The 14,523-nt window shown below is 48.0% G+C and carries 17 protein-coding genes; 6 read left to right on the forward strand and 11 right to left on the reverse strand.

Going from position 1 to position 14,523, the window contains the following annotated elements:
- Both PHW04_07515 and PHW04_07520 read right to left on the reverse strand, forming a co-directional pair.
- Entirely contained in the window at nucleotides 1-750 is a 750-nt protein-coding gene (locus PHW04_07515) for a metallophosphoesterase family protein (GenBank protein ID MDD2715724.1), read from the reverse strand.
- A gap of 6 nt (nucleotides 751-756) precedes the next feature.
- Entirely contained in the window at nucleotides 757-1,749 is a 993-nt protein-coding gene (locus PHW04_07520) for a HEAT repeat domain-containing protein (protein ID MDD2715725.1), read from the reverse strand.
- Between the two features lie 155 nt (nucleotides 1,750-1,904).
- Between PHW04_07520 and PHW04_07525 the strand changes: the two genes are divergently transcribed.
- The 5 genes from PHW04_07525 to trxB all read left to right on the forward strand — a co-directional run bounded on the left by PHW04_07525 (nucleotide 1,905) and on the right by trxB (nucleotide 6,368).
- The gene (locus PHW04_07525) at nucleotides 1,905-3,308 is read left to right on the forward strand and encodes an APC family permease (protein MDD2715726.1); all 1,404 of its coding nucleotides are present in this window, start codon (nucleotides 1,905-1,907) and stop codon (nucleotides 3,306-3,308) included.
- Nucleotides 3,309-3,412: 104 nt separating this feature from the next.
- Nucleotides 3,413-3,808 (forward strand): response regulator, encoded by a 396-nt coding sequence (locus PHW04_07530; protein ID MDD2715727.1) that lies wholly within the window; start codon nucleotides 3,413-3,415, stop codon nucleotides 3,806-3,808.
- A 97-nt stretch (nucleotides 3,809-3,905) separates the two neighbouring features.
- Nucleotides 3,906-5,075 (forward strand): hypothetical protein, encoded by a 1,170-nt coding sequence (locus PHW04_07535; protein ID MDD2715728.1) that lies wholly within the window; start codon nucleotides 3,906-3,908, stop codon nucleotides 5,073-5,075.
- A 55-nt stretch (nucleotides 5,076-5,130) separates the two neighbouring features.
- Entirely contained in the window at nucleotides 5,131-5,448 is a 318-nt protein-coding gene (gene trxA / locus PHW04_07540) for a thioredoxin (GenBank protein ID MDD2715729.1), read from the forward strand.
- A gap of 2 nt (nucleotides 5,449-5,450) precedes the next feature.
- Nucleotides 5,451-6,368 carry a thioredoxin-disulfide reductase gene (gene trxB, locus PHW04_07545; protein ID MDD2715730.1) on the forward strand — a complete coding sequence of 306 codons (918 nt, stop codon included), beginning with the start codon at nucleotides 5,451-5,453 and terminating at the stop codon, nucleotides 6,366-6,368.
- On the opposite strand, the gene PHW04_07550 is transcribed toward trxB, so the two are convergent.
- From PHW04_07550 to PHW04_07575, 6 genes are all read right to left on the reverse strand, one after another.
- On the reverse strand, nucleotides 6,355-8,190 hold the full coding sequence (locus PHW04_07550) for a glycosyltransferase family 39 protein (protein MDD2715731.1): 1,836 nt from the start codon (nucleotides 8,188-8,190) through the stop codon (nucleotides 6,355-6,357). The genes trxB and PHW04_07550 overlap by 14 nt on opposite strands.
- Entirely contained in the window at nucleotides 8,187-8,597 is a 411-nt protein-coding gene (locus PHW04_07555) for a hypothetical protein (GenBank protein MDD2715732.1), read from the reverse strand. The genes PHW04_07550 and PHW04_07555 overlap by 4 nt, the downstream gene beginning before the upstream one ends.
- Entirely contained in the window at nucleotides 8,584-9,843 is a 1,260-nt protein-coding gene (locus tag PHW04_07560; protein ID MDD2715733.1) for a YvcK family protein, read from the reverse strand. The genes PHW04_07555 and PHW04_07560 overlap by 14 nt, the downstream gene beginning before the upstream one ends.
- Nucleotides 9,836-10,810, reverse strand: a complete 975-nt coding sequence (locus tag PHW04_07565) for a glycosyltransferase family 2 protein (GenBank protein MDD2715734.1) — start codon at nucleotides 10,808-10,810, stop codon at nucleotides 9,836-9,838. The genes PHW04_07560 and PHW04_07565 overlap by 8 nt, the downstream gene beginning before the upstream one ends.
- Before the next feature lie 139 nt (nucleotides 10,811-10,949).
- Complete coding sequence (locus PHW04_07570; protein ID MDD2715735.1) at nucleotides 10,950-11,825, reverse strand: peptidylprolyl isomerase; 876 nt, start codon at nucleotides 11,823-11,825, stop codon at nucleotides 10,950-10,952.
- A gap of 73 nt (nucleotides 11,826-11,898) precedes the next feature.
- Nucleotides 11,899-12,309 (reverse strand): tetratricopeptide repeat protein, encoded by a 411-nt coding sequence (locus PHW04_07575; GenBank protein ID MDD2715736.1) that lies wholly within the window; start codon nucleotides 12,307-12,309, stop codon nucleotides 11,899-11,901.
- Nucleotides 12,310-12,446: 137 nt separating this feature from the next.
- Between PHW04_07575 and PHW04_07580 the strand changes: the two genes are divergently transcribed.
- Nucleotides 12,447-13,514, forward strand: coding sequence for a M42 family metallopeptidase (locus PHW04_07580; GenBank protein MDD2715737.1), 1,068 nt, complete (start codon nucleotides 12,447-12,449; stop codon nucleotides 13,512-13,514).
- Between the two features lie 81 nt (nucleotides 13,515-13,595).
- Here the strand turns inward: PHW04_07580 and PHW04_07585 are convergent, their stop codons facing one another.
- The 3 genes from PHW04_07585 to PHW04_07595 all read right to left on the reverse strand — a co-directional run bounded on the left by PHW04_07585 (nucleotide 13,596) and on the right by PHW04_07595 (nucleotide 14,511).
- Complete coding sequence (locus PHW04_07585) at nucleotides 13,596-13,769, reverse strand: Flp family type IVb pilin (protein ID MDD2715738.1); 174 nt, start codon at nucleotides 13,767-13,769, stop codon at nucleotides 13,596-13,598.
- A 219-nt stretch (nucleotides 13,770-13,988) separates the two neighbouring features.
- Nucleotides 13,989-14,243 (reverse strand): hypothetical protein, encoded by a 255-nt coding sequence (locus PHW04_07590; protein MDD2715739.1) that lies wholly within the window; start codon nucleotides 14,241-14,243, stop codon nucleotides 13,989-13,991.
- Complete coding sequence (locus PHW04_07595; protein ID MDD2715740.1) at nucleotides 14,203-14,511, reverse strand: hypothetical protein; 309 nt, start codon at nucleotides 14,509-14,511, stop codon at nucleotides 14,203-14,205. Before PHW04_07595 ends, PHW04_07590 begins: the two co-directional genes overlap by 41 nt.
- Nucleotides 14,512-14,523 lie beyond the last annotated feature (12 nt).

Below are 14,523 nucleotides of genomic sequence, written 5' to 3' on the forward strand. Positions count from 1 at the left end.
TTACTTTCCCTCGCTCAATCTTAGGGCCAGCAATTTCGGAAGACCTGAGCTGACGATCTTATTCTGGGTAGCGGTAAAATTATATTCTTTCTTATGGTAGGTCACGGTGTTGTTTTCCTGGTCATACACCAGATAACACAGCCTGGGGTCTCCGTCGCGAGGCTGACCGATGCTGCCCGGATTTATGAGATAAAGACAATCGTTTTTAAATTTGAATTCCAGCTCATCTGCTGTTTCATAAATCGTCATTTCGCGTTTTTGATTCAGCTCGAGGATGATTGGAAAATGAGTATGTCCGAAAAACAGCACTTTCCCGCCTACAGGTAATTCATCGAAAACTTCAAGTGCAGTCTGATCGTCCAGTATATACTCATGCGTGTCCCGGATACTGCCATGACAATAAAACACAGAGCTGCTGAGACTCCCGGAAACCGGCAGCCCTGCCAGCCAGGTTTTTGACTCAGCCGACAATTTGTCCCCTGTCCAGGAAATCACTGACCTGGCGTGGTCGGTGAATCTCGCCCGAACCGAAAGGTCGGTCACTGCCAGATCATGGTTACCGGTAACTTTAGCGAAGATCCGCCCTTCCTCATCCCATCTGCGCATGATTTCAATGACTGGTTCGGGGTCAGGATTATAGCCTACAAAATCACCTAGAATCACCAGTTTGTCCAATACAGAAATTGAACTCTCAAAGGCACGAACCGCTTCCAGATTTGCATGCAGGTCTGAGCAGATAACGTAACGCAATTGAAGCTACTTCTTCTTGTTGAGGGCGAGCTGGGCTTCTTCCAAAAGATTTTTGCCGGCGTAAGTCTTGAACTTTTCCTGGGCTTTGGCGAGAAGTTTGGCTACGCTCTTGTGATTGATTTCCTCAAGAGCCATGATTACTGTCTGCACACCATACTTATCCTTGGCTTTTTCGAGCATTTCTTCCATCAGGAATACAGCAGTTTCAGGATCTTTCTCAAAAACATAAGCAGCAGCTTTTGCTTTGACTTCATCGGTCTCATCCTTGTTGTGGAGCATAGGCAGCACATATTCATGGGTGAATTCATTGCCGATCAGGCGCAACGCCAGAATGCTGCTTATCCGGACGCGGTCATCGACGTGTTTGAGCTTCTGCGTAATCATGTCGATGTCGCTGTCGTTCCCGACCTTTCCCAGTACTTTCACGGCTTCGGAGAGAACATTTGAATCGACCTCATACATGACCCGTTCCCTGAGAATATCTTTAGGGATCTTGAATGTTCCTTCGTAAATCTGATTCAGGATGACCAGTTTTAAATCCTGAGTTCCTTCTTTGAAAATGTATTCCATTCCCTTCATCACAACTTTGTGATCAGTCTCCTTGGCCAGAAATTCCCAGATCGTCTTGGGTTGAAAATCTTCAAATCCCACTTCCCGCTCGATCAGTTTCCCTAGCACATCAATCTTGTCCTCAATGCTGCCGGAAGTGAAAATCGTTCCAATCTGCGTGGCTGCATCGGCCTGCAGTCTGTCGTGGGCTGTTCCTGGTGCTGGGGTAGCAGCCGGTTTCTGGTCAGGCTGTGCGGGAGCTTCTTTTTTGATCTGATCAATGATCTTGAGAACACCTTCCCGGATTGCAGGACTGGGATCTGTCTTTGAGATCTGAACAAGTATCTCCAGCTTATGCCTGTAATCCGACTTGGCAAGGGCAATGATTGCTTTTTTCCTGGTGTTGGGATCAGGGTCGCTTAAAAATTTTTTAAACTTATCAATATCCATGCAGCATCCTTTGTTGAAGGGATGAATTTATTTTATTAGGTCAGAGGATTAATTTCAAGACTTTTTTTCAGATTCGGCATTTTGAAATATTTGGAGCTTAAAGCTATCATCAGATGTTCTCTTTTTGATTCATTTTTTAAGCAAAAGAGGCAGACATGAAAAACATGAGATTATGGGATATTGTTCTGATGAATGTCACTGCGATCATCGGACTGCGCTGGCTGCCTGTTGCAGCCCAGTATGGGGCAGCTTCCACCTCCTACTGGATTCTGGCGGCTCTGGTCTTCTTCATACCACTGGGCTTGATTTCTTCGGAACTTGCAACCACCTGGCCGGACCAGGGAGGGATGTATATCTGGGTAAGGAAAGCCTACGGAGAAAAATCCGCCTTCATCACTTCCTGGTTCTACTGGCTGTGCAACCTTTTCTATTTTCCAAGCATTTTGACGGCAAGCGCAGTAGTGATCGCGTTTCTGATCGACCCCGCCCTGAAAAACAACAAGCTCTATGTCTGCTCATCGGTTCTGGTGATCTTCTGGATCTTGACACTTTTCAATTTCAAAAGCCTGAAAACCGGTAAATGGCTGTCCAACCTGAGCGGGTCTGTCGGCACAATTCTGCCTGGATTGACAATCATCGGACTTGGAGTGATGTCCTCCCTGTTCTGGAGGCGACCGGTCCCGACCGACTTTTCCCTGTGCAGCTGGCTGCCAAGTCTCGGCTCTACGGCGGGCCTTTCCAACTTTTCAATGCTGATGTTCGCCATGGCAGGGATCGAACTTACGCCGATTTTGGCAGGAGAAACCGAGAATCCACAGAAGACTTTTCCTAGAGCCACGGTAATTTCAGCCCTGATCATCGCCGGAGTTTACATCATAGCCACAACCGCTCTTACACTGATCATATCCCCCGAAAAAATCGGAGCAGCAAGCGGTGTGATGGATGCAACCAAACTGCTCGCGGATGAACTGCAGATTAAATATCTGGTCGGTGCCATGGCCGTGATGATACTGATCGGAAATTTTGGAGGAATCAGTGTCTGGATAGTCTGCCCCATCAAGATGCTGTTCGAAAGCACCAAGCAGGGCGTCTTCCCGCAGGCCGTCACCAGGCTGAATCGGGAAGGAATGCCTCAGAACGCCCTGCTGATTCAAGCTGTTTTCATGACAATCATTGTGCTGCTGACCTCATTTTTCCCATCTGTGGATGCGATTTACCAGGCACTGGTACTGATGGCCACGATCACTTATTTCATCCCCTATCTATTGATGTTCGGCGCTTTCATCAAGCTCAGAAAATCATTTCCTGATGCAGTGCGGCCATACAGAGTCCCTGGTGCCGCCCCAGGGGCCTGGGCAGTCACAATTCTCGGGTTCTCCTCAGTCCTGCTGGCAATCGGTCTGTCCTTCGTCCCATCCGGGACTTTTGACACCAAGATGGCTCTTTATCTCAACGAACTGGGTATCGGCTTAGGTCCCCTGGCATTCGGCCTGCTTGGATTCATGATTTACTGGACTTATGAGTGGCGGCTGGGGATCGACCCGGAATCGGAAGTTTAGAAAGAATCCAGATTTGCTCAACTGCCGCAATAGTCTCTTGACGTACTGACACAGAACATGGCATACTGGATAAATAGCCTTGACCATCTTTTAGGGAGAGTGCGATGCCGGCAATCGAACATCACAAAACCCCGAATGTACTGATCATCGATGATGATGAAGATTTTCTGAAACTGATTTCCCCCATGCTCAAACAGCTGGGAATGTTTCCAATCCCTATGGCTGGCAGCCTTGAGGCAGTGGCATTCTTCAGACAGAATCATTTAATAATCGATTTTGTTTTAATGGATTATAGATTGCCGGTTTTAGATGGCTGCCATGTTTTCACTAAACTCAAATCTTTTGATCCTGAAATCAAATGCATTCTCTGCACAGCTTCCGATTCTCCTGAAGATTACCTTGAAGCCATGAAACTCGGGATGAAAGCCATCCTCAAAAAACCATTCACGCTTGAGGATGTGACAACTGCAATCAGTCTGGCAAGTAAGTCTGAACACTAGGAAAAAATGCCTCAAAGCCTGGTTCGTTTTGACATTCTTTTCTCTGTTGTGATACCCTTTTTCATGTTAAATCAAAGTTCCTGAAGGAGACTCCACCTTGAAATACCTTGGCTTTCTGCTGCACATTTACCAGCCGCCAACTCAGCTCGACTTCGTGATCCATGAAATTGTCAAACAATGCTACCTGCCACTTTCGGAAATCTTCACCTCTGATCTATTACCCAAATTCACCCTTAACATCAATTACAGCCTGACCGAAAAACTGCTTTCATGCGGGCATGACGATATAGTAAAAAATCTGAGGAAAGCTTCTGAAACCGGCAATCTGGAATTCACCGGTTCAGGTGCCTATCACCCGATATTCCCTCTGATCCCGCAGACTGAGGTTACCCGCCAGCTTACCGTCAACAGTGAAAAAAGCCGCAAGGTTTTCGGTAATTCCTTCCAACCTTCCGGAATTTTTCCCCCTGAAATGTGCTTCTCTTCGCATCTGGGAACCCTGATATGTGAAATGGGTTACAAATGGGCGATTACGGATGATCTTCCCTACAACTATTATCACCAGCAGAGTCCGTTCGATTACATTCCCGAGGTTTCCGGTCTCGGTGTATTCCTGCGCTCAAACCGCTGGTCCAATGAACTCTCCTTCAACTCCTGGAAAGGCAATGACTTCATCAACCGGATCGACGAGGATCTGGACAAATGGTTCGACGGCAAGGACGGATACCTGATCATCGCCCTGGATGGAGAAACATTCGGACATCACCATCGTTTCTACGAAGAAAAATTTCTGCGCTCCATGTTATACGAACTTCCGAATCACGATGACCTGCAGCTGGCCACGCTGTCGGAAATCTTCTCCAAGTTTCCTCTCAGAAAAAGCTTTGTTCCTCCGTCCACCTGGTCCGCTTCGATGCAGGACCTGCAGGGAGATGACCCATATCCTCTCTGGCAGAGCAGGCACAATCCGATCCATCACAATCAGTGGGTTCTTACTTATCATGTTCTCTCGTGTGTAGAGAAAGATAAAGGGGCTGACCCCACACTCAGAGAGCTGATGGATAAAGCTATCTATTCCTGTCAGTACTGGTGGGCTTCGATCTGGAATTTCGATCCGTCACAGATTTACCGCGGAGCATATCTATTGATGGACACTCTTGAGTATTATGCTCAGTTGCACGGCGACAGGGAGGCTCTGCGTCTCGGACGCGACCTCTATAACAATCTTGTCTATTCAGTAGCCGAAAGGCTGCGTAAAAAATCATAGCAAACCTTAACCATGCGTGGTTTGCAGAGTTTTTGCAATCAATAACGGAGGAAACATGGCCACTTTTTTTACTGACAAGGATTTTGAAGCAGAAGTGCTGAAACACAAGGGTGTCGTACTGGTGGACTTTTTCGCCGAATGGTGCGGCCCCTGCAAGATGCTGGCACCCATGATCGATGAAATCGCCAAAGAATATCAGGATAAAATCAAAGTCGGCAAGATGGATGTCGATAAATCCGCCGAAACAGCCGGTAAATACGGGATCCGCAGCATACCAACTCTGATCCTGTTCAAGGATGGCGTTGTGATGGAAACCCAGGTCGGCGCTCTACCCAAAAAAGACCTTACCAGTCTGATCAGCAGATACCTCTGACCATGGAATTACTGGATCTGATCATCATCGGAGGAGGACCTGCAGGTCTGACTGCAGGACTTTATGCTTCCCGTTCCCGCCTGTCCACCCTGATCATCGAGAAAACCGCGCCAGGTGGAATGATCCTGTTGAGCTCGGAAATCGAAAATTACCCGGGAACAGGCAAAACAGGCACATACGCCCTGATGCAGATCATGGAGAATCAATGCCGGGAATTCGGCTGCAGTATCAAAATCGCGGAAGCCCTTGAAATCCGGAAAACAGGACATTTTTTTACAGTGAGAACGAGCGAAGGGGAATTTTCCGCAAGTTCACTGATACTCGCTACAGGAACCCGCTACAAAAAACTGGAGGTGCCCGGCGAGCGTGAATTCACCGGCAGGGGAGTTTCTTACTGTGCAACCTGCGACGGACCCTTTTTCCGTAATCAGGATGTAGCTGTAGTCGGCGGCGGAAACAGTGCCTGCGAGGAAGCCCTGCATCTGACTAAATTCGCAAAAAAAGTCTATCTGATCCACCGCAGATTGGAATTCCGCGCCACCAGTATAGTAAAGGAACGGCTCAAGCAAAATTCCAAGATAGTACCTGTCCTGAACTCTGTTGTGCAAGAAATTCGAGGCAAAACAGGAGTGGAAAATATACTGCTGAGAAATACTGAAAGCGGGGCTATATCGGAGCTTCCAGTCACAGGAACCTTTATTTTCGTCGGCCTGATCCCGAATTCGGAAATATTCAAGAATCTGGTGGAACTGGAGGAAGGTTTCGTGAAAACCAGAGAGCTGCAAACCGACGTACCTGGAATTTTTGCAGCAGGGGACCTGCGGGTAACTCCGCTGCGACAGGTTATCACGGCTTGCGCAGACGGTGCCTCAGCTGCGTTTCTAGCTGAGAAATACCTTTCGAATCTTAGAACTTCTTAATGTTTTGACGCTCCTGCGAGATCAACAGCCAGGCTCCGCAGAGCAGTAAAGACAGGCAGCCTAAGTTCAAGAGCGCGATCCACCACAGTGAAAAAAAGTACGGAAGCCTGATCTGCAGATTCAGGCTGGGATGATCAGCGTAAAACACGGTCAAAGGCATCCTTGGCACAAAAAACGGTAATTGCCTGATCCCTCTATAAACAGTCAGATGATAGGTATCGCCGCACGAAAGGAAAAGGTGGAAAGCAGCACCCCACCTTCTAACTATTTCATCGGGAAATCCTTCGCTCCAGTAAGTCAGCCCCATTTCCTGTTGAAAGTTCAGGTTCAGACAGCATTCTCCGGTAGATTGGGACACATGATTACGGAAAACCTTAAACGCTCCCCTTACATGAGGCGTATAGCAGGCATATACCTGCGAGATCCCAAATTTCTTTATCAGGAATTCCCTAGCTGCCAGATCCCGCTTCTCGCCTTCTCCGGCCAGTTGGCCGGCATCTCTCCAGATCAGAGTAAGATCCTGATCACTGGACAATCTTTTCTCAAGCAGCACCCCGGCGTTCTCCGGGGTGTATTCAGGGGTTGTCAGGGGAGTGATTTCCGGAGAAATATACATTTTCGCCGTCCCGAGCATGGCGAAAGGCGACTCCAGCAGTGGACCGGGTCTGTTTGAACGCGCTAGAAAATCCCTGACTTCGAGCAGGCTCCGGTCTCGAACTGAAAACTGGCTCAGATCTCCCTGCCATTCAATCAGAAGCAGAACAGCCAGGCACAGGTAACGGACTTTGAGTGGCATCCTGCTCAGGCTGACCGCAAGCAGCAGGATCAGTGCGGGAAGTGCGAACATCGCATGGCTTGGTTCATAGACTGCCGCTGAAAACAGTGCGCTCATCAGATGAGAAAAGCCGAAGAGGAGGAGAAGTGGGAAAAAGAGATAAGCAGCCAGCAGCATGTATTTCCGCCTGATGTCGCCGATTCCCGCTCTGAAGCCATGCAAAAGCAGAATAATCATGATGATCAGCCCCCAGTAACCTGTCAGCTGGAAATGGCGACCTTCCAGCATGATGCTGAAATTATCCAGAAACTGCATGAAATTGGCAGGTTTCAGCCACCAGGCATGCAGCGATATCTGATAGGAAAAACCGGGATGGAAGGGCGAGGCTCTGGCACAGACAAGCACCGGAAGTATGCAAACCAGCACAGCTGCCTGCCAGGCCGCTAAAATTGAGAGCGAACGCAGATTCCGGTGTGTCAGCAGATAGGCTGCGGCCAGGAAGAGAAAAGGAAAAACAAAATAATAATGACTGTAAAATCCAAGAACCGATGCCATCACGAGCAGCCAGAAATCCCTTGATTTGCCGGTTTTGTCGAATTTCATCCAGGCCCAGAAGAAAATCACTGAGACAAGATACAGCAGAGTGTACATCCTGGCTTCCTGGGAATGGAACATATGCATCGGATTGATCGCGAGTAGGAGAGCCGAAATCACTCCTGCTTCCAATCCGAACAAGGCGCAGGCAGCCAGGTATGTGACATACACACCGGCTACCCCGAGCAGGGCGGAAGGCAGCCTCAGCGCAAATTCCTGGCTGAGCGGGAGCGACAGGAAAGGCCTCAGCATCAGATAATAAAGGGGAGGGTGCACATCGTCTCTAAGGATTTTGACGATGGTCCCGCCAATGCTCCGTCCGGTGTTCCAGTCCCGGCCGAAAAGTTCATCCCAGAAAAGGCAGAATCCACCCAGATCATGAATTCTGATCCATAATGAAAACAACAGGATAATGTAAATATATTTAGATTTGTGCTGCCCGATCCTGATCATGCTGCCAGCAGGAAAGTGAATTTAAGGAGCTTTTCCCGGGTCAGGTACTCGATTTTCATTTCCCTGGACATTTTACTAGCCATGAAAAGCCCGTATCCGTCAACCGGAAGCTCTTCGATTCTGGGTGGCAGGAGCTTGATTTCAGAATACTCCTGGTCAATGTAGGTTACAATCAGCTGAAGCTTATCCGCAAAAAGGCTGACTTCATATCTGAAAAGGCTTTCAGCGGGAGAGACGCTGTGCCTGAGAAAATTGGTGAACATTTCATTGAGGATAAAAGTAAGGTCATTCAGGCGCGAATGGCTGATTCCATCCCCTGATAAAGCCTTCTGCAGATCCTCTCTGAGGATGGAGATGAATTCGACCTTCTTCGGATAGGAAAAATCGATCTTCCTATTTTCCTTCATAGATCCTGTTAACCACCAGGTTGATAATCAGCCGGGCCAGCTTCTTGAAATTATGCCTTAAATAATCCGACTCCTCCATCAATTCGTCCAGGACAATGTCGGTGTCGAGCCTCGCCAGCTGGTCCCTGTCGACCACAACCGGATACGACTCCTTGAGAGCATATCTGGTGAGCGATTCTTCGGATCCCCGCTGGGAATTGATGATGCAATAATCCAGCTTCACTTTAGGCAGATACTCCAGAATAGTCCTGATGTGATCGGAAGCCGTGAAACCGCTCGTCTCATGTGGCTGAGTCATGATGTTGCAGATGTAAATCTTGAGGGCCGCGCTTTCAGACAGCACAGCCCGGATTTCCGGTATCAGCAGATTCGGGATCACGCTGGTGAACAGGCTGCCGGGTCCGAATATGATGCAGTCAGCCTCACTGATGGCCTGGATCACTTTATGATTGACGGCTGTTCCAGGGGGATCCAGAAAGACCCGCTTGATCTCCTTGCCCTGGGTGATGCCGATTTCGGATTCCCCTGCAGCGATGCTGCCGTTTTTCAATTCTGCCATCAGTGTGTGCGATGAACTCATCGCAGGCAGTATTGTACCTTTGATCGCCAGGATTTTGCTGGATTCCTCCACTGCCCGTTCGAAATCTCCGGTGACATTCGTCAGCGCGGCAATGAAGAGATTTCCGAAACTATGCCCTGAAAGTTCTCCGCTGCCCTCGAATCTGTATTTGAAAAGTTCAGCCATCAGGGTTTCCTCGTTGGCCAGGCTTACAAGACAGTTTCTGATGTCGCCTGGAGGCAGGATATGCAGTTCCGCCCTGATGCGGCCTGAACTCCCTCCATCATCCATCACGGTCACTACAGCGGTTACATTCCGCTCATCGTAGAATCTGGAATAGCGTTTGATTCCACGCAGAAGGGTCGACAATCCCGTTCCGCCGCCGATTACCACTATTTTGGGAGCGATTTCGAAATGTCTGGGTGGAAAGAATTTGGCAGCCTCTTTGCTGTCGAATCCCCTCAGCAACTCAAAAATATACCGGATCACCCTGTAATAAGAATAACCGAGCAGGCCACAGGCAGGAGTGAAGAAAAGCAGGAAAAAAAACAGCGAGAGTTTCTGCAGACCAAGAAAAACAATCTCCACCGTAATCAGGGCTGAAGACAGTATCAGGATAATCAGCCATCTGCGCAGTTCAATGTCCGGCAGCAGGAACCGGAATTTTTCAAACAGTTTTTTACCCATTGCCTTCTCCAGAGGAAGAACCAGGCAGAAATTCCTGAAGCTTTCTTACCAGGGCATGCGGTTTCTTGACAATCAACTGTTTCACCAGCGCGTTCAAGTACTCGGAGAGAATTCCGATGAAGAAAAAAACAAATGAAAATCCGATCATTTCTATGATGATCTCTGAGGGATATCCCGGCGGAGTGCTGTTCAGAAATATTTTTTGATAACAGATCCACAGGGAATATCCGACCGCGAAAATGAAAAAAGCAAAGGCCCAGACAAAAGAAAGACGCACTATGTTTGGAAAAGCCAGCAGATAGGTTGCTGTAAAAACATCCAGCAGCCTGGTAAAATCCATTTTACTGTTGCCTGAAATCCGCTCTCTGATCTTCACTCTCACGGATCTTGACCTGGACGAGATCCCGGGTAACGCTCCCTTGAGGGAAAAAATCGGGCTTAAGTTATAGCGCTCAAGGGACTGCTTGAGGATCCCGGACCGCGCAACCGCAAAATCGCTGATGTTCTTCTCATAACCCTTTACCCTGGTAAGAAAAGAGAACAGTCTGAAGAGCAGGTTCCAGATCGAGAAATATTCTTCTTTCAGGACATGTACTATGTCATCCCCTGTTTCGGTGAGAGAATTTTTCAAGCACAGCATGTCTTCAAAAGAAAACTGCTGATCAATGTCCATCAGGGCGGTGAACTCACATTCGGCATGCGAAAGACCAATCAGTGTAGCCCTGTCTTTGCCCACATTGTTCTGGAGAGTGAGCACCTTGATTTTAAGACCTGTTTCGGATGCAAGAGCCTGCATATCAGGCAGTTCCCCTGGCGAACCATCGTCCACCAGGATGATTTCTCCAATCTCACTCTTGAATCTGGCTGCTTCCCTGACGAAAAGAGTGGTCGTCTCGCCTTCATTGAAAACGCAAACCACTATGGATATCAAAAAAATCCCTCCGGAATAAAAGTAGAGACGCGCCATGGCGCGTCTCTACAATGGATTTCAAAACAGATTCCCCTGAGCTTCAACAAAGCACCGGGTAAGTTTTTCCCGCATGGAAACGCTTCGGGGATAGGCAACTGTAATAAAATTCTCACTGCGTTCGAATTTTATACAGTTGCTAATATTTTAACTTTCCGGAGACAGTCTTTGGAATATAATCATGTGCTCTCTTGTAGATTATCTCCAGCTTATTCATCTTATCGCCCTGGACGATTTTGTTGACCACATCTTGTCCCAGCAGCACGCAACCGAATGCTGTATACTGCCCATCAAGATGGGGAACCACAGTATGGGTAATGAAGAACTGTGAACCGTTGGAATTAGGGTCGCTAGTCCTGGCCATGGAGAGTACTCCTTCTTCATGCTTCTTGTCTGAGATTTCAAGCCCGAACTCATATCCAGGACCGCCTGAGCCGTTGCCATCAGGATCGCCGCCCTGGATCACAAAATTCTTGACTACCCTGTGGAATTTAAGACCATTGTAAAACTGGTGGTCGATCAGGTAGATAAAGGAAGCCACAGTGTTCGGTGCATCATCTTCATACAGAGCGGCATAGATATCACCCTTGTCAGTGCTGATCTTGACTACCGGCCAGTCTTTGCTGATGGCTGTTCTGGCGCGGTCAGCCTTAAAATCGCCGGCAATGCCTTTATCGATCGTGGCGATGGCTTCGGATGTGCTCCTCTTGGCAATCATTCCCCAGATGTCCATTGTTACCTCCCCGGTATTCGCTATTGCTTCTTGATTGGATTCGGCAGGTTCTTTCACCGTTCCGGATGCAGCGGCTTCAGCAGTGACAGCCGTTTCAGCGGTGACAGCTTTCACTTCCCCGGTCGAAGCCACTTCGGCAGTGGTCTTCACTTCTCCCGTTGCCGCCGCTTCCTTGGTGGACCCAGGCGTGATCTGACAAACTCCGCCGACGCAGTTGGTCCCTCCATCAGCGAAAACGCAAACAGTCAGCAGCAGCATCAGCATTGCGATCAATCTAGTCATGTTTTCCTCCTTGGTAAATTATTTGTCCAACCTATTCCTGCTGTGGTAATAGGTCAATCTCGATCTCCTGACTTCAGACAATCTCTTTCAGCCTTTTCTCCAACAGGCCCACGTATTTACTTTTCGGGTATGTTTTCAGGAATTCCCTGATTAATGATGCGGCTTCGGAATACTGTTTTTTCATGTCGCGGCAGACGATCAGACGGAACAGAGAAATCTCCCTGTAATCACTCCCTCCCTTATCCGTAATCTTCTGATAAAGTTCAGCTGCGTGAAGATAATCATCCTGCTTTTCATACAGGGCACCCTGAAGATAGAGGTATTCGTCTGCTTCCGATTTGTATAACCGATCTGTGAGGATTTCGAAGGCTTCCTGATAATTTCCGAGTTTGAGCAGACTGAGGACCTGTTCGACTGAGTCGACAGACACAGCCTGGATAAAGGAGGCAGCGCTGAAAAAAGCAAGCAGTAATATTTTCTTCATGAAATACCGGCATCATTTTAACACAACTTCCTTTTGGAAGCTATCCCGGAATCCGGCACCCGATTTTTACTGAAGAAATGTTTGCCAAACCGGCTGAGATCAAATAAAATATGGTCAATTCAGTCAAGGAGATCCACATGCATAAAGACAGCCTTAAATTCCTTGAGGCTCTGCACCTCGCCTCCAGTCCCACCGGATCTGAAATACCAGCCAAAAAGGTCTTTCGGGAGTATCTGAAAAATTACGCGGACAGATTCGAGTCCGACACGATTGGTAATACCATTGCCGTACTCTCAGGATCCAAACCTAAGGGCTCGATCCTGCTCGCCGGGCACATCGACGAGGTCGGAGTGATGGTGAAATACATTGACGAAAAAGGATTCATCTTCTTCTCGGCTGTGGGAGGTATTGATCCTGCAGTTCTGCCCGGCAAGCGCGTGGTCTTTGAAAAGAACGGGAAAAAAATTGTAGGAGTGCTCGGGAAAAAGCCGATCCATCTGCTGGATGCCAAGGACCGCGACAAAGCAGTTCAGATGGAAGACCTGTTCATAGATATCGGCTGCAACAGTAAAAAAGAAGCGGCAAAGCTTTTAGAACTAGGCGACACAGGGGTCACCAGTTATGGTCTGGAATATCTCCCGAATGACCTGGCAGTAGCCAGGGGATTCGACGACAGGATCGGTGCTTTCATCATTGCAGAAACTTTGAAAAATCTTTCCAGCCATAAAAAAAACCTCGCTTACACTGTTTATGCCACAGCCACCACCCAGGAAGAAATCGGCCTGCGCGGGGCATCGGTCTGTGCTTTCAATCTCAAACCTGACCTGGCAATTGCCCTGGATGTTACCCATGCCATCGATTATCCGAACGTGGAGAAGAAGAAGTTCGGAGACATCAATCTCGGTAAAGGCGGCGTGATACCCAAAGGACCCAATATCCATCCCTGGATTTATACAAACCTTGTTTCAGTAGCTAAGAAAAGCAAGATCCCCTATCAGGTCAACGCCCTTCCCAGACCGGCAGGCAATGATTCCAACGTGATCCAGATCACCCGGGGAGGCATCCCGGTGGGCGTGGTCGCGATTCCACTGCGCTACATGCATACCCCTTCGGAAGTGCTGTCGCTTAAGGATGTAGAAAACATCATCAGGCTGCTGACTGATTTCATCCTCGGTCTGAAGGAAAAAGTAAATTTCAACTGGTGAACTGATTAACTTGATTTAAAAGACTGGATCACGGCAATAAAAAAAGCTCCCTTTCAGGAGCTTTTTTTTACTTTTCCGTAATTAGCTGACAGATGTGTTGGCAGTGCTCAGTTTGGTTTTAATCGTGTCGAAAATGTCACCGATCGATGAGCCGGTAGCGGTCAGAGCTGCGATGGCCACGATGGCGATCAGGCCGAGGATCAGTCCGTATTCGACCATTCCCTGTCCAGATTCCTCTCTGAAAAATCTTGTCATGTTGCGCCTCCTGTTAGAATTATTCTAAAAGATACATAACAATTCCTGTGCCAAAGAACCAAAATGGCTTGAACAACATGTTTTTCCTTCGAAAATAGGCTTTAGACCACCAATTTTGCTGAAAATAATGTTCACTTTAGTATACATAATTCAAGGGGACTTAGATCAGAGCGGGGAACTGGTGTTCACATTTATATACATCAGATGCTGTAAAAAAGCTCAACTCTCCTGAAGCTCCACCGCCTCCCTGCTGATTTCAGAGGCGAGTCCGAGCAGCAGTTTTTCTTCTGCTTCGAGTTGGTTCAATTCAGTCCGCTGCTCGTTCAATTTATACTCCAGTCCATCCGGATCGCCGGAAAGCGCTTCCTCGGTCAGGGAAACCAATTCCTTCATCAACAGATCCAGCCTGACTTCGAGCTCCCGCTGTTCGTTTCTAAGGTTTTTCAGATATGTGATCTTTTCGTAAAGATTCATCGAGCCCTGCAATTTTCTCTCCCCATCCGTTGATGATCTTCTTCAGGCATTTGACCCGTTCCCTCTTGATTTCCACCATAAACTCAAGATTTTCCAGTGTTGTCCTCAGATTCTCGGCGATCGGCTTATGTCTGGCGCCGGTATGGTTCAGGCTCAGTATTCTCTCTTCCAGATCTGAGATTTCCTTTTTTTTGGACAAGTTGTCAGCTTCTATCAACTGGATGGACTCGTCAAGCTTTTGAAGTGAGGCGAACAATCCTTTGCTCATGATCATTGATAA

This window comes from Candidatus Wallbacteria bacterium (assembly GCA_028687545.1).
In the GTDB taxonomy this organism is placed as follows: Bacteria; Muiribacteriota; JAQTZZ01; order JAQTZZ01; family JAQTZZ01; genus JAQTZZ01.

What these genes read in the sequence shown, in the direction of transcription:
- PHW04_07520 (MDD2715725.1), bottom strand. Translation starts at nt 1,749, where the DNA reads ATGGATATTGATAAGTTTAAAAAATTTTTAAGCGACCCTGATCCCAAC.
- PHW04_07525 (MDD2715726.1), top strand. Translation starts at nt 1,905, where the DNA reads ATGAAAAACATGAGATTATGGGATATTGTTCTGATGAATGTCACTGCG.
- PHW04_07530 (MDD2715727.1), top strand. Translation starts at nt 3,413, where the DNA reads ATGCCGGCAATCGAACATCACAAAACCCCGAATGTACTGATCATCGAT.
- trxA (MDD2715729.1), top strand. Translation starts at nt 5,131, where the DNA reads ATGGCCACTTTTTTTACTGACAAGGATTTTGAAGCAGAAGTGCTGAAA.
- trxB (MDD2715730.1), top strand. Translation starts at nt 5,451, where the DNA reads ATGGAATTACTGGATCTGATCATCATCGGAGGAGGACCTGCAGGTCTG.
- PHW04_07550 (MDD2715731.1), bottom strand. Translation starts at nt 8,190, where the DNA reads ATGATCAGGATCGGGCAGCACAAATCTAAATATATTTACATTATCCTG.
- PHW04_07555 (MDD2715732.1), bottom strand. Translation starts at nt 8,597, where the DNA reads ATGAAGGAAAATAGGAAGATCGATTTTTCCTATCCGAAGAAGGTCGAA.
- PHW04_07560 (MDD2715733.1), bottom strand. Translation starts at nt 9,843, where the DNA reads ATGGGTAAAAAACTGTTTGAAAAATTCCGGTTCCTGCTGCCGGACATT.
- PHW04_07565 (MDD2715734.1), bottom strand. Translation starts at nt 10,810, where the DNA reads ATGGCGCGTCTCTACTTTTATTCCGGAGGGATTTTTTTGATATCCATA.
- PHW04_07570 (MDD2715735.1), bottom strand. Translation starts at nt 11,825, where the DNA reads ATGACTAGATTGATCGCAATGCTGATGCTGCTGCTGACTGTTTGCGTT.
- PHW04_07575 (MDD2715736.1), bottom strand. Translation starts at nt 12,309, where the DNA reads ATGAAGAAAATATTACTGCTTGCTTTTTTCAGCGCTGCCTCCTTTATC.
- PHW04_07580 (MDD2715737.1), top strand. Translation starts at nt 12,447, where the DNA reads ATGCATAAAGACAGCCTTAAATTCCTTGAGGCTCTGCACCTCGCCTCC.
- PHW04_07585 (MDD2715738.1), bottom strand. Translation starts at nt 13,769, where the DNA reads ATGACAAGATTTTTCAGAGAGGAATCTGGACAGGGAATGGTCGAATAC.
- PHW04_07590 (MDD2715739.1), bottom strand. Translation starts at nt 14,243, where the DNA reads ATGAATCTTTACGAAAAGATCACATATCTGAAAAACCTTAGAAACGAA.
- PHW04_07595 (MDD2715740.1), bottom strand. Translation starts at nt 14,511, where the DNA reads ATGAGCAAAGGATTGTTCGCCTCACTTCAAAAGCTTGACGAGTCCATC.